We start from the raw sequence: 12,544 nt of genomic DNA, 5'->3' as shown, positions 1-12,544 counted from the left end.
CTCCCCTGGCGGGGGAGGATTAAAAAGATTCACCGCTGCTTGATCTGGGGTTGCGGGATCACCGGGAACGTCGGTTCGACGACATTGTCCACCGCGCGCTCGAGCGGACCGGGCAGGCCGCCCAATTCGCTGCGGAAGAAGATCGCAAGCGACGCCGCCTGGGTTTCCAGTTCCTCGATCAGCGCCGGCGGCAGCGCGTGGCGGGCGCACTGGCGCGCAATCGAGCCGAGGAGCTGTGACAGGCCGAACTGGCCGAAATTGTCGAGCAGCGCGCGCAGCGATTCGGCTTCGGTCGCGGCGACCTCCCATGCGCGGGCGCGCACGGCGGCGGCGATCCGCTTGGGACGATCGGTGACGTCGAACAGCAGCATCCGGATCAGCGTCGCGGCATCCTGCTCGCCCGCTTCCTCGACAAGCCAGCTCAGCCGCTCGCGATTGAAATGATCGGCGGGCGCGGCCTTCACCGGGCTGGCGCTGCGGCGCATCTTGTCGATCATCTCGATCAACTGGCGCGACACGATCGGCTTGGGCAGGAAGCTGTCGACCCCCGCTTCGAAATAGAGCCGGCGGCGTTCGGGCATCGCATCCGCCGAAATCGCGACGATCGTGGTTTCGGACGCCGGCGGATCGAGCGCGCGGATCGCGCGGGTCGCACCGAGGCCGTCAAGTTCGGGCATCTGCATGTCCATCAGGACCAGATCGAAACGCTGCGTCGTCATCGCCGACAGCGCCTTGCGCCCATCCTCGACCGCGACGACGTCGTGCCCGTGGCGGATCAGCAATGCCTTCATCAGACGGCGGTTGATCGGATTGTCTTCGGCCAGCAGGATGCGCAAGGGCTGCGCTTCCGCATCGCCTTCCTCAGCGGCCGTCGGCGCGCCGACGTGGGTCGCGAAGGGCAGTTCGACCGAGAAGATGCTGCCCTGCCCGGGCTCGCTCGACACCGCGATCGATCCGCCCATCGCCTCGGCAAGCTGCTGGCTGATCGACAGACCAAGCCCCGCCCCGCCCTGCAGCCGGTTGCGCGCGGCATCGACCTGTTCGAAGCGCGAGAAGATGCGGCCCAGCGCATCTTCGCCGATGCCGATGCCGCTATCCTGCACCATCACCATCCAATAATCGGATTCGGACGTGCGGCGCGAAATCGACGCGGTGATCGAAATCTTGCCCTGATCGGTGAACTTGATCGCGTTCGACAGCAGGTTGGACAGGATCTGCTGCACCCGTGCCGGATCGCCGCGCACGATCGCCGGATCGCCATCGATACCGTTGGCTTCGAGCGAGAGCCCCTTGGCGGTGGCGCTGCCCTGATAGAGATCCGCGGTGTTGCGGACGAGCACCTTGAGATCGAACTCACGCGATTCGAGGACGATGCGGCCCACCTCAATCCGCGACTGATCGACCAGATCGTCGACCACCGTCATCAGCGTGCAGGCCGATTGGGCGAGGCTTTCGAACAGGCGCAGCCGCTGCTGCTCGGGCGGATCCTCGCGCAGCAGGTCGATCGTGCCAATCACGCCCTGCATCGGCGTGCGGATCTCTTCGCTCATCACGGTCAGGAAATCGCCGCGCGCGCGTTCTGCGGCGCGGGCCTGGTCGCGGGCGACGATCAGGGCGCGTTCGCGCTCGACCTCGCCCGTCGAATCGTGGACGATCCCGAACATCGCGTCGGGGCCGTCCATCCGGCAGCTGACCGTCATGTGGATGGTCGGGCCATCGGGGCGCATCCAGCGCAGACGGAAGTCGTCGAGCTGGCCGGTTTCACGCGTCTCGGTCAACACGGCGGACAACCGGTCGCGGTCGTCGGGGTGGACACGGTCGATGAAGAAGCTGGTCGTCAGGCGAGCGCCGCGCTCAAGCCCGCAGACGTCGCTCATCTGTGGCGAAATGGTGATCGTGCCCTCGGCCAGATTCGCGCGCCAGTGCCCGAAACCCGAAAGGGCTTCGGCCAGCAGCAGCAGGCGGTTGGCCTCAGAAAGCCTATCGTTTGGAATGACGCTTCCCTCCCCGCGCGTTCCGATAAGCAAAGGACATATACTCACCCACGACATCACCCTTCAGGGCGATCAGGCCCGGTGCTTCCTCCTCAAAAAGCGCCAAGCTTCGTGAACGCCCGGGACGTTAATATAATACGGCACCGAATGCACGCAAACGACTGTAAATTATCATTGCGCGGGTCGGGTTCCGACGAAAGTTGCACAAGCCGCCAAAAAGGCGCCGCACAGTAAAGCAACCCACAAGGGCGGGTCCGCGAGCAGCAGCACCACGAACCCGCCGACCATGCTGCCAATCGCGAGGACTTTTGCCTTGGTCGGGATCGCCCGGTTCTCACGCCAGCGGCGGATCGGCGGCCCCATCCAGCGATGCTCGAGCAGCCATGCCTCGAACCGCGGGCTCGACCGGCTGAAGCAGCCGGCGGCCAGGATCAGGAAGATCGTGGTCGGCATAACCGGCAGGATCGCGCCGATAATCCCCAGCCCGACCATCACCCAGCCGAGCGCGAACCAGGCCCAGCGCGTCATGCGCCTGCCCGGTCGCGCCGGATGCGCCTGATCAGAACTGCCCGTGGCAGTGCTTGAACTTCCGCCCCGAGCCGCACGGACAGGGCGCGTTACGGCTAAGGCCGGCTGCCATGTCCTGCGTCAGAACAAAATCCGAACCCGGCGCCTGGGGCGGCCGCGCGGTGATCAGCCCCCGCGTGCCCGCATCGAAATCGCGCGTATCGTCCTCGCCGGTCAGCGGATCGATATGGCTGGTGATGAAATCGGGCATCGGCGGCAGCTCTGTCATCTCGGGCGGCATCGCGCCGAACTGAGCATGGGCCAGAATGCGGGTCACTTCCTCTCGAATCGCGATCAGCATCCGTTCGAACAACGCGAACGCTTCCTGCTTATATTCGTTGATCGGGGTCTTCTGCGCATAAGCGCGCAGGTGGATGACCTGACGCAGCGCATCGAGCGTCGCCAGATGCTCCTTCCAATGATGGTCGAGCGACTGGAGCAGGATGCTCTTTTCAACGCCATGCCAGCTGACTTCGTCGATCTGGGTCTTCTTCTCGGCGATCAGCGCGTCGGCGCTTTCGAGAACGCGTTCGGCGACCATTTCGGCATCGATGCCGTCCTGCGCCAGCCATTCGTCAATCGGCAGCTCGAACCCGAGCGTATCGTACGCGCGGGCCTTGAGAGTCTCGACGTCCCACTGTTCGGGGTAGCTGTTGGGCGGGCACGCTTCGCCGACGATGCTGTTCGCGGTTTCGGCGCGCATATCGGTGACGACGTCGTCGACCGTATCGGCATCCATGATGTCCGCGCGCTGTTCGTAGATCACCTTGCGCTGATCGTTCATCACGTCGTCATATTCGACGACCTGCTTGCGGATGTCGTAGTTGCGCGCCTCGACCTTCTTCTGCGCGGTCTCGATCGCCTTGGAGATCCAGGGGCTGACGATCGCCTCGCCATCCGCCAGATTCTTGTTCATCATCTTGGCGAACATCGTCTGCGGGCCGAAAATGCGCAGCAGATCGTCGTCGAGCGACAGATAGAAGCGGCTCAAGCCCGGATCGCCCTGACGGCCCGAACGACCGCGCAGCTGATTGTCGATGCGGCGGCTTTCGTGCCGCTCGGTGCCCAGCACGAACAGACCGCCGGCCGCGAGCACGGCTTCCTTCTCGGTCTGGATCTCGGCGCGGATGGCCGTCGCCTTGTCGGTATATTCGGGCGTGCCTTCGACGAGACCGGGATATTCGTCGAGCATGCGATATTCGAGGTTGCCGCCCAGCTGGATGTCGGTGCCGCGGCCCGCCATGTTGGTCGCGATCGTGACCGCGCCAAGCCGGCCGGCCTGCGCTACGATATGCGCTTCCTGTTCGTGATGGCGCGCGTTCAGAACCTTGTGCGTGACGCCCTCCTTCTGGAGGAACTCGCTCAGCAGCTCGGACTTTTCGATCGAGACCGTGCCGACCAGCACCGGCTGCCCGGTCTGCGCCTTGTCGCGGATGGCCTGGGTGATCGCGGCGAACTTGTCGTTCTGATTCTTGTAGAATTCATCATCCTCATCGACCCGCTTGACCGGCAGGTTCGTCGGAATGGTGACGACGTTCATCTTGTAGATCTGGAAGAATTCGTGGGCCTCGGTCGCCGCCGTGCCCGTCATGCCGCCCAGCTTGGGATACATGCGGAAATAGTTCTGGAAGGTGATCGAGGCCAGCGTCTGGTTCTCGGGCTCGATCTTGACGCCTTCCTTGGCCTCGACCGCCTGGTGCAGGCCGTCCGACCAGCGGCGACCGTCCATCATGCGGCCGGTAAATTCGTCGATGATGACGACCTTGTCGTCCTTCACCAGATAATCGACGTCGCGCTTGAACACGATGTTCGCGCGCATCGCCTGGTTGACGTGGTGGACGACCTGGGTGTTCTCGAAATCGTAGAGGTTCGTGCCTTCGAGCAGACCGGCGGTCTCCAGCAGGCGCTCCAGACGCTCGGTACCGTCCTCGGTCAGCACCACCGAACGCTGCTTCTCGTCGAGCTCGTAATCCTCGGGCTGGACGTTGCGGACGATCGCGTCGATCTGCTTGTACAGTTCGGACTTGTCGTCGGTCGGGCCGGAGATGATCAGCGGCGTGCGCGCCTCGTCGATCAGGACCGAATCGACCTCGTCGACCACCGCGAAGGCGAACGGGCGCTGCACCATCAGGTGGCGCTCATATTTCATGTTGTCGCGCAGATAATCGAAGCCGAACTCGTTGTTCGTGCCGTAGGTGATGTCGGCAGCATAAGCGTCGCGCCGCTCGGTATCGGTCAGGTTCGGCACGATCACGCCGACGGTCAGCCCCAGGAAGCGATAGACGCGTCCCATCCAGTCGGCATCGCGGCTGGCCAGATAGTCGTTGACGGTGACGACGTGGACGCCCGCACCCGGCAGCGCGTTCAGATAGACGCCGAGCGTGGCGACCAGCGTTTTGCCCTCGCCCGTGCGCATCTCGGCGATCTCGCCGCGATGGAGGACGATGCCGCCGATCATCTGGACGTCGTAATGCCGCTGCCCCAGCACGCGCTTCGCCGCCTCGCGCACCGTCGCGAAGGCTTCGGGCAGCAGGGAATCGAGCGTTTCGCCGGCATCGAGGCGGGCGCGGAACTTCGCGGTCTGACCGGCCAGTTCGTCGTCGGTCATCGCCGAGATGGTCGGCTCGAAACCGTTGATCTGATTGACGATCGGACGGAGCGACTTGACGTAGCGGTCGTTCGACGAACCGAAGATGGCTTTGGCGAGGCCGCCGAGCATGGGCATTCCTTGAAAACATGGGCCAACGGGCAGCCTTTTCGGGCCGCCGCGCCGGGATCGTCGGCAGATAGGTGGCGGGTGGGCCTACGTCAATTCGGGCGCGCGAGGATTACGCCAGCAGCGCCGCCGTTCCAATCGCCACCAGCCCGTCGTAGCGATCGGCTTGGCCGGCAGCGATCGCGGCGATGATCATCATGGTGATCGCTTCGAGGCGCCATTGGGCGTCGGCAACGCCGCGCGCTTCCATCTGCGAAAGGATGCGCTGCGGGATGGCCTTGGTGACAGGGCCGGCCATCTCCTGCCAGTCGGCGAGCCAGCCGGCCTTGCGCACTTCGAGGAGGAACGCGGCGTAGGAGGCGTATCCGGAAACATCCGCGCCGACAACGAAGGGCCGGAACAGGATGTCGAGCAACGTGCCAACGTCCGGTTCCCCCCGCGCCTCAGCCCCCCTCATCAGATCGACGCGCGCCGCCTCCAGCGCGGGAAGGCGGTGCGCGAAGATCGCGCGGACGAAGCCGTGGGCATCGCCGAAATGATAATGGACCGCAGAACTGTTGGCCGACCCGGCCTCCGTCGCGATCTGGCGAAGGGCCACGCCGTGGATGCCGTGGCGGGCGAACAGCCGCTCGCCCGCCTCGATCAACCCCGGCCCGGTCGCGCTGCGACGCTTCGTCTTCGTCACTCGGCGGCGACCGCCAGCGGCTCGGGATGGATCTGGACGCTCTGCCTGCCATCCACCCCCACCGGCACTTCGCCCGCCAGCGTCACGCGCCGCACGACGCGGGTCTGGTTGCCGAGATCGGCGGCGACCTTGTGCTGGGTCGCGCGATTGTCCCAGATCACGAGATCGCCGGTACGCCAGTGCCAACGCACGATATTCTCGGTCGCTTCGACATGGCGGGTGAACATCGCGAGCAAGGCATCCGAATCCGCCTTGGGCAGCCCGACGATCTCGCGCGCGAAGCCGCCGAGGAGCAGCAGCTTCTCGCCCGTCACCGGGTGGACGCGCACCATCGGATGCTCGGTTTCGAAGCGGGTCGCGGTGAAGGCGCTGAAATCGCTGCTCTTGGCATTCTGGACCGGGGAGGGCGCGAGATAATCGAACATGTTGGTGTGAATGACGCGCAGGCTCTCTGCCAACTGCTTGAGCGTATCCGGCAAATATTTGTAGGCCGTGACCGTGTTGATCCACATCGTGTCGCCCCCCGCCGGCGGCATATCAACCCCGCGCAGGATCGACGCGCGCGGATAATCCGCGGTGAAGGTGACATCCGTGTGCCAGACCGAGGCTACACGGTTCTCGGCGGTCGCGAGTTCGAGAATGTAGGACGATCCCGGCGCGACCTTGAGCGTCGGGTGCGCGACCGGCCTGCCCAGGCGATTAGCGAACGCCTCCTGACTCTCATCGGTCAGATGATCCTGATCGCGGAAGAACAGCACCTTGTGCCGCGCGAGTGCGGCCTCGATCGCCGCGACATCGGCGTCGCTGATGTCTGGCCCCAATTTGATGCCGCGCACCTCGCCGCCGATCCGCCCGGTGACGGGGGCGATATCGAGCGGCGACGATGGATCGGGCTGGTTATCGTAGCTGATGGTCATGGCGGTCCTCTCCTCTTATGCGACCCGTTTTAATTCATCTGAATTATTTTGCCAATGGACTGCTTCAAACCGTCGCATGTCCGGCCTATGGGCGTGGCATGAGCGACCAGACATCCCCCCTCGCCCGCCCCTTCCCCGCTTTGCCCGCGATCCCCGGCGTTCGCGCCGCCGTGGCCCGCGCGCGCTACAAGAATTGGGACCGGTGCGACCTGACCTACGTCGCGTTCGATGAGGGCACCGCGGTCGCTGGGGTGACGACTAAGAGCAAATGCCCCTCACCCGAAGTCGAGTGGTGTCGCGCCGCGCTACCGCTGGGCCGCGCGCGCGCACTGGTAGTGAATGCGGGTAACTCGAACGCGTTCACCGGGCATCGTGGCCGCGCGGCGGTCGAGGCGATCGCTGCGAAGGTGGCGGGCGCCGTCGGCTGCCAGCCGTCCGACGTGTTCGTCTCGTCGACCGGCGTGATCGGCGTGCCGCTGCCGATCGACAAGGCCGAGGCGGGGCTCGACGCGGTGCTGACCGCGCCCGAAGCCTCGTGGGAAGACGCCGCCGCCACGATCATGACCACCGATACCTTCACCAAGGGCGCCGTCACCCGCGCGGTGATCGGCGGCAAGACGGTCAGCCTGGTCGGCATCATCAAGGGTTCGGGGATGATCGCGCCCGACATGGCGACGATGCTCGGCTACGTCTTTACCGACGCCGCCGTCGAGCCCGCCTTCCTGCAGACGATGCTCGACAGCGCGAACGTCGCCAGCTTCTCCTCAATCACGGTCGATGGCGATACGTCGACCAGCGATACCGTACTCGCCTTCGCAACGGGCAAGGCGGGGAACGAGGTGCTGCGCAGCTTCGACGATGCCGGCGCGGACGCGTTCCAGTCGGCGCTGACCGATCTGTGCACCCAGCTCGCCCACCTGGTCGTCCGCGACGGAGAGGGCGCGTCGAAGTTCATCGCGATCACCGTCGAGGGCGCGGTCAGCAACGAGAGCGCGCACAGGATCGCGCTGTCGATCGCCAATTCGCCGCTGGTGAAGACCGCGATCGCGGGCGAGGATGCCAATTGGGGCCGCGTCGTGATGGCGGTCGGCAAGGCGGGCGAACCCGCCGAGCGCGACAAGCTCTCGATCCGTTTCGGCGCGACCCAGGTGGCGCGCGAGGGCCTCGCGGTCGAAGGCTATGACGAGGCGCCGGTCGCCGCGCACCTCAAGGGGCAGGACATCGAAGTCGGCGTCGAACTCGGGCTTGGCGAAGGGCGCGCGACGGTTTGGACGTGCGACCTGACCCACGGCTACATCTCGATCAACGCGGATTATCGGAGCTAGAGCGATTTCAAGGCAGATGGAAACATCTGCCGGCTCGGAAATCGCGGCAAACAAAAACTACCCGACCTCGATCCGGGCGGCGTTGCGCTTCGCCCACTCGGCGATCGGCAGCGGCGTGAGGCCGTAACGGCGGGCGGCAGCGGCGCGCGCCGGATAGCCGATGTCACCCAGCCAGACATGCTGGGTCACGATGCGCGGGTGCAGCCCCAGCTCTGTCGCGCGTTCGGGCGAGGCGCGCACCACCTTGACCGGCTTGCCCGATGCCGCGGCGAGCGCGTCCGCCATAGCCTCGTCAGTCAGTTCATCGTCGGCGATTTCGAGGATAGCGCCCGCGAAGCGATCGGGGTTGGCGATCGCGGTCGCTGCCGCCTCGCCGATGCTCGCATAAGATATGTAGGGCACCTTCACGCCCTCGGGCACCGCCGTCAGGATCTCGCCATGCGAGGCGAGGCGCGGAAACAGCACGCGCGCAAAGGCGATCGCATTGTCGACGATCATCGGCGGCCGCACGATCGTCCAGCGCTGGAAACCCGCCGCGCGGACCAGCCGCTCCTCGGCCGCCTTCAACTCCCAATAAGCGTGTCGGCCATCCCAATAATCGGGCCAGATCGACGGATCGGTCCAGCCGGGGAAGCTTTCATGCAGGCCGGTCGCGGAGACGGTCGACTGGACGACATGCTCCACCCCGGCTGCGAGCGCGGCGTTGAGCAAGGTCTCGACATGCGTGACGGGCGCATTGTCGAGCTGGAGCGAGAAGAGGGCGTTCACGCCCTCCACCGCGCGTGCGATCGAGGCGGGATTGGCATAATCGCCCACGACCAGTTCGGCGCCCAGCGCGGCCAGATCGCGCGCGACCGGCTTCTCCGCATCGCGGACCAGCGCGCGGACGCGCATGCCGCGTTTCAGGCAGGCACGCGCCGTCGCACTCCCCTGCCCGCCAGTCGCGCCTGTAACGAGGATATGCGTCATCGGCTCAACCCTGAAGCTGTTCCATCTGCTTCGCGAAGTCGGCCGAATCGAAATAATCGCGCCATACGGTGATCTCACCATTCTCGACCGTCAGCGTGCCCATCACCGGCACCGAGATCCGCACCCCGCTGGTGTGCGTGAAGGCATCGACACGTTCGTTGAGGACGACATTGCCGGCCGCCGCGATATGGACCGTCTCCCAATCCACCGTGAACGCAGTGCCGGCGCCGAAATCCTTGTGAAACTGGCGCACATTTTCGCGGCCCGTAATGTCGGGAAAGGGCACGTTGTCGTAGAGGACGTCGGCCGACAGCATGTCGATCGCGGCGTCGACGCGCTGGGCATTCCAGTGATCCAGGAAGGTCTTGGCAACGGCGATCGGATCAGCGGACATAGTGTCTCTCCTGGAGATATCTTTGCGCCGAGCCTGATCGAGCAACATGACGATTGCACGGGCCAGCCCGCGCTTTACAGCCACACGGAAAGCCATGGAGTATCGCGCCATGTTGACGAGCGAAGGCGGCTGTCTGTGCGGCAAGGTCCGCTATCGCATCGGGGCCGAGCCGACCGATGCCGGCTGGTGCCATTGCCGCAATTGCCAGCTCAATTCGGGCAGCCCGGCGATGGCCTTTTCCAATGTGCCCGTCGCGGACTTCGCCTTCATTGCGGGCGAGACGCTGGTCGGCCGCTACCAGTCGAGCGAGATCGGCCACCGCGCCTTTTGCACCGCTTGCGGAACGCCGCTCTATTTCAAGGCAGAGGAGGAGGAGAGCCTCGCCTTCTCGATCGCGACGCTCGACGCACCCGAAACGGTTACACCCGGCTATCATATCTACTATGCGAGCCACATCGCCTGGGCCGGCGCGGCCGATGATCTGCCGCGCTACGCCAAACTTCGATCGGATGGAGACCCGCTTTGATCATCTGGGGACGGCTTAACTCGCACAACGTCAAGAAGGTCGCCTGGCTCGCCGAGGAAATCGGGCTGGACTATGAACGCCGTGACATCGGGGGGCAGTTCGGTTTCACCGATGCCTATACGCGCATGAACCCCAACAAGCTGATCCCCACGATCGAGGATCGGGGCCTCGTGTTGTGGGAATCGAACGCGATCCTGCGCTACATGGCCGCCGAACATGCACCCGAAATCTTCTGGCCGGATGATGCGCGCGTCCGCGCGCGGGCCGACAAGTGGATGGACTGGCAATTCAGCTTCGCCGACGCGCAGCGCGACGCCTTCGTCAACCTCGTCCGTCGCAAGGAAGGTGAGCGCGATGCCGATGCGGTCGCCAAATCGGCGGCGGCTGCGGCCAGGGCGATGGCAATCATCGAAGAAGCCTTGGGCGACGCGCCCTGGCTTTCGGGCGAGCGCTTCGGGATCGGCGACGTGCCGATGGGGGTCTATGCCCACACCTTCTTCACGCTTGATATCCCGCGACCGCCGCTACCGCGCGTCGAGGAATGGTATGGCCGGCTGAAGACGCGCCCCGGCTATGCCGCCAACGTCATGATCCCGCTGACATGAGCCACGCCCTCTACGCCCCCGTCGCCGATCTGATGCAGATCGTCGCCCGCGACATCATGATGCCGCGCTATCAAAAGCTCGCCACCGATCAGGTGAGCGAAAAGACGCCCGGCGACTTCGTGACCATCGTCGATCGCGAATCCGAAGCGTTACTGTCCGAAGCGCTGGCCAGGCTTCTGCCGGGTTCGCGGATCGTCGGCGAGGAAGCGGCGTCGGTCGATCCGACCGTCGTCGACCGCATCGGCGAAGGCGCGTGCTGGATCATCGATCCGCTCGACGGCACCAACAACTTCACCGAGGGCAAGAGCCCGTTCGCGATCATGATCGGCCTCACGATCGACGGCGAGCGTGAGGCGGGATGGATCCTCGATCCGGTCACCGGCCGGATGTGCCATGCGGTGCGGGGCGGCGGATGCTTCGTCGGTGGCGGGCGGGTGCGATCGCGCCAGTCGGGCGCGCTGCCCAAGGCGGCAATCGCGACCTATTTCATGCCGCCCGAGCGCCAGGCCGATGTCCACCGGCGCGCTGAGGGCCGGATCGAGATCGTCAACATCCCACGATGCGCGGGCGAGCAATATCCGCGCCTGTTCCTGGGCACCAACGACATCGCCTTGTTCGAACGCACCCACCCGTGGGATCATGCGGCGGGCGCGCTGATGCTGGAGGAAGCCGGCGGCCGGATCGCGCGACACGACGGATCGCCCTATCGCCTCGACGTGCCCGGCACCGGCGCCATCGCGGCGTCGACCCCCGAAATGTGGGATCTCGCGAAGGCGGTGTTGTTCGACTAGAGCAGCGGTGCGCCGTCGCCGATCAGGGGATTGGCGAGGCGCTCGGGGAGCGGCCGGTCGCGGATCGCGGCGTCGACCCAGGCGCGTGCGCGGGCGATATCGGGCCCGACTGCGACGCGGTTTTCCTCGCGACGAGCAATGCGCGATTCGTTGTCGAACGCGGCGCCCGGCACCTTGGCATATTGGGCCGCAAGCGACGTGATCGCATTGTCGCTTGCGGGCGCGATCCCGAAATAGGCGGCGGCGGCGGCAATTGCTTCGACAGGTTCTGTGAACAGGGCTTCCGCGTCGAGGCTGCGCAATTGCGGCCAGCTTTCGAGCGCACGGGCATAGATGCGGATCTGCGCCAGCCACAGCGCGCCGGCTTTCTGCGCCGTGTCGAGCCCATCCACCGGCCCCGCCTCGATCGCGATCACGGGGGCAAGCTCCTGCGCCATCATCTCGATCCAGTCGCGATGCTGGTCGGACCGCAGGATCGCGGCGAGATAGTCGTTAAGGCCGAAGTGGAGCAGGATGCCCTTCGCGTCCGGCTGCAGTGCCATCAGCTCGGGAATGATGAAATTGACGGGCACGTTTGCCTTCACGACCACCGGCGCATCGGCATCGTAGCGCCGCCCGAGCATCGCGAGCTGGAGCCGGAGCCCTTCGATCCAGCCGTCGTTCGCAGGCTCCCCGGCAAAGGTCTGCGCCGCTTCGATCGCAAGCTGATGCAACGGCGCAGGTTCGCGCAGGACGAGGCTGTGGTCGGTGCGGTCGATCCCGCGCGCGAGCAGGGTCGATCCGCAATAGGCGACGTGGAAGATCCAACCGATCTCGGGCGCATCCCCGCCGCGCTGCTGGTTGTGCTGAAGCAGCGGCACGATCGGCACCCGCGCGCCACGCGCGCTGGCGGCCTCGATCCGCTGGTCCAGGAAGATCGAGCGGGCATAAGCCTCCCGGTCCATCTCCCGAAAAACCGCATCGTCGTCGTCGAAGATGAACAGATAGTGATCCGGACTGGCGAAGAGATCGTCGAGGGTGATGCTCATGGCCGCGGCGACTAGCACGGCGGCGCA

At 65.4% G+C, this 12,544-nt stretch carries 12 protein-coding genes; 4 read left to right on the top strand and 8 right to left on the bottom strand.

Annotated elements, in window-relative coordinates; genetic code table 11:
* Positions 1–29 precede the first annotated feature (29 nt).
* The 5 genes from FYJ91_RS10125 to FYJ91_RS10105 form a co-directional block, all read right to left on the bottom strand.
* Positions 30–2,027 carry a PAS domain-containing hybrid sensor histidine kinase/response regulator gene (locus FYJ91_RS10125; protein ID WP_246152551.1) on the bottom strand — a complete coding sequence of 666 codons (1,998 nt, stop codon included), beginning with the start codon at positions 2,025–2,027 and terminating at the stop codon, positions 30–32.
* Positions 2,028–2,165: 138 nt separating this feature from the next.
* Positions 2,166–2,522 (bottom strand): YbaN family protein, encoded by a 357-nt coding sequence (locus tag FYJ91_RS10120; RefSeq protein WP_149522112.1) that lies wholly within the window; start codon positions 2,520–2,522, stop codon positions 2,166–2,168.
* Positions 2,523–2,553: 31 nt separating this feature from the next.
* On the bottom strand, positions 2,554–5,280 hold the full coding sequence (gene secA, locus FYJ91_RS10115; RefSeq protein WP_149522111.1) for a preprotein translocase subunit SecA: 2,727 nt from the start codon (positions 5,278–5,280) through the stop codon (positions 2,554–2,556).
* A gap of 109 nt (positions 5,281–5,389) precedes the next feature.
* The gene (locus FYJ91_RS10110; RefSeq protein ID WP_149522110.1) at positions 5,390–5,962 is read right to left on the bottom strand and encodes a TetR/AcrR family transcriptional regulator; all 573 of its coding nucleotides are present in this window, start codon (positions 5,960–5,962) and stop codon (positions 5,390–5,392) included.
* Entirely contained in the window at positions 5,959–6,879 is a 921-nt protein-coding gene (locus FYJ91_RS10105) for a TauD/TfdA dioxygenase family protein (protein WP_149522109.1), read from the bottom strand. Before FYJ91_RS10105 ends, FYJ91_RS10110 begins: the two co-directional genes overlap by 4 nt.
* A gap of 98 nt (positions 6,880–6,977) precedes the next feature.
* On the opposite strand from FYJ91_RS10105, the gene argJ reads away from it, so the two are divergent.
* Positions 6,978–8,204, top strand: coding sequence for a bifunctional glutamate N-acetyltransferase/amino-acid acetyltransferase ArgJ (gene argJ, locus FYJ91_RS10100; protein ID WP_149522108.1), 1,227 nt, complete (start codon positions 6,978–6,980; stop codon positions 8,202–8,204).
* A 57-nt stretch (positions 8,205–8,261) separates the two neighbouring features.
* Here the strand turns inward: argJ and FYJ91_RS10095 are convergent, their stop codons facing one another.
* Both FYJ91_RS10095 and FYJ91_RS10090 read right to left on the bottom strand, forming a co-directional pair.
* Positions 8,262–9,173, bottom strand: a complete 912-nt coding sequence (locus tag FYJ91_RS10095) for an SDR family NAD(P)-dependent oxidoreductase (RefSeq protein WP_181008436.1) — start codon at positions 9,171–9,173, stop codon at positions 8,262–8,264.
* 4 nt (positions 9,174–9,177) lie between these two features.
* A complete protein-coding gene (locus tag FYJ91_RS10090) occupies positions 9,178–9,567 on the bottom strand; it encodes a limonene-1,2-epoxide hydrolase family protein (RefSeq protein WP_149522106.1) in 390 nt (129 codons plus the stop codon).
* A 109-nt stretch (positions 9,568–9,676) separates the two neighbouring features.
* Between FYJ91_RS10090 and FYJ91_RS10085 the strand changes: the two genes are divergently transcribed.
* Genes FYJ91_RS10085 through FYJ91_RS10075 form a run of 3 tightly spaced genes read left to right on the top strand, consistent with a single transcriptional unit; the run spans position 9,677 to position 11,489 of the window.
* Positions 9,677–10,093, top strand: a complete 417-nt coding sequence (locus FYJ91_RS10085) for a GFA family protein (RefSeq protein ID WP_181008435.1) — start codon at positions 9,677–9,679, stop codon at positions 10,091–10,093.
* Positions 10,090–10,698 carry a glutathione S-transferase family protein gene (locus FYJ91_RS10080; RefSeq protein ID WP_149522104.1) on the top strand — a complete coding sequence of 203 codons (609 nt, stop codon included), beginning with the start codon at positions 10,090–10,092 and terminating at the stop codon, positions 10,696–10,698. The genes FYJ91_RS10085 and FYJ91_RS10080 overlap by 4 nt, the downstream gene beginning before the upstream one ends.
* Entirely contained in the window at positions 10,695–11,489 is a 795-nt protein-coding gene (locus tag FYJ91_RS10075; RefSeq protein WP_149522103.1) for an inositol monophosphatase family protein, read from the top strand. The genes FYJ91_RS10080 and FYJ91_RS10075 overlap by 4 nt, the downstream gene beginning before the upstream one ends.
* Here FYJ91_RS10075 and FYJ91_RS10070 read toward each other — a convergent pair.
* On the bottom strand, positions 11,486–12,517 hold the full coding sequence (locus FYJ91_RS10070) for a hypothetical protein (protein WP_149522102.1): 1,032 nt from the start codon (positions 12,515–12,517) through the stop codon (positions 11,486–11,488). The genes FYJ91_RS10075 and FYJ91_RS10070 overlap by 4 nt on opposite strands.
* Between the last annotated feature and the right edge of the window lie 27 nt (positions 12,518–12,544).

Origin of the sequence: Sphingomonas montanisoli, assembly GCF_008274695.1 — a bacterium.
In the GTDB taxonomy this organism is placed as follows: domain Bacteria; phylum Pseudomonadota; class Alphaproteobacteria; order Sphingomonadales; family Sphingomonadaceae; genus Rhizorhabdus; species Rhizorhabdus montanisoli.
Note: the sequence above shows the minus strand (reverse complement) of the source record. Positions and strands in the feature narration are given on the sequence as shown.

Coding starts and splice junctions, on each gene's coding strand:
- FYJ91_RS10120 (WP_149522112.1), bottom strand. CDS start 2,522: ATGACGCGCTGGGCCTGGTTCGCGCTCGGCTGGGTGATGGTCGGGCTG.
- secA (WP_149522111.1), bottom strand. CDS start 5,280: ATGCTCGGCGGCCTCGCCAAAGCCATCTTCGGTTCGTCGAACGACCGC.
- FYJ91_RS10105 (WP_149522109.1), bottom strand. CDS start 6,879: ATGACCATCAGCTACGATAACCAGCCCGATCCATCGTCGCCGCTCGAT.
- argJ (WP_149522108.1), top strand. CDS start 6,978: ATGAGCGACCAGACATCCCCCCTCGCCCGCCCCTTCCCCGCTTTGCCC.
- FYJ91_RS10095 (WP_181008436.1), bottom strand. CDS start 9,173: ATGACGCATATCCTCGTTACAGGCGCGACTGGCGGGCAGGGGAGTGCG.
- FYJ91_RS10090 (WP_149522106.1), bottom strand. CDS start 9,567: ATGTCCGCTGATCCGATCGCCGTTGCCAAGACCTTCCTGGATCACTGG.
- FYJ91_RS10085 (WP_181008435.1), top strand. CDS start 9,677: ATGTTGACGAGCGAAGGCGGCTGTCTGTGCGGCAAGGTCCGCTATCGC.
- FYJ91_RS10075 (WP_149522103.1), top strand. CDS start 10,695: ATGAGCCACGCCCTCTACGCCCCCGTCGCCGATCTGATGCAGATCGTC.
- FYJ91_RS10070 (WP_149522102.1), bottom strand. CDS start 12,517: ATGAGCATCACCCTCGACGATCTCTTCGCCAGTCCGGATCACTATCTG.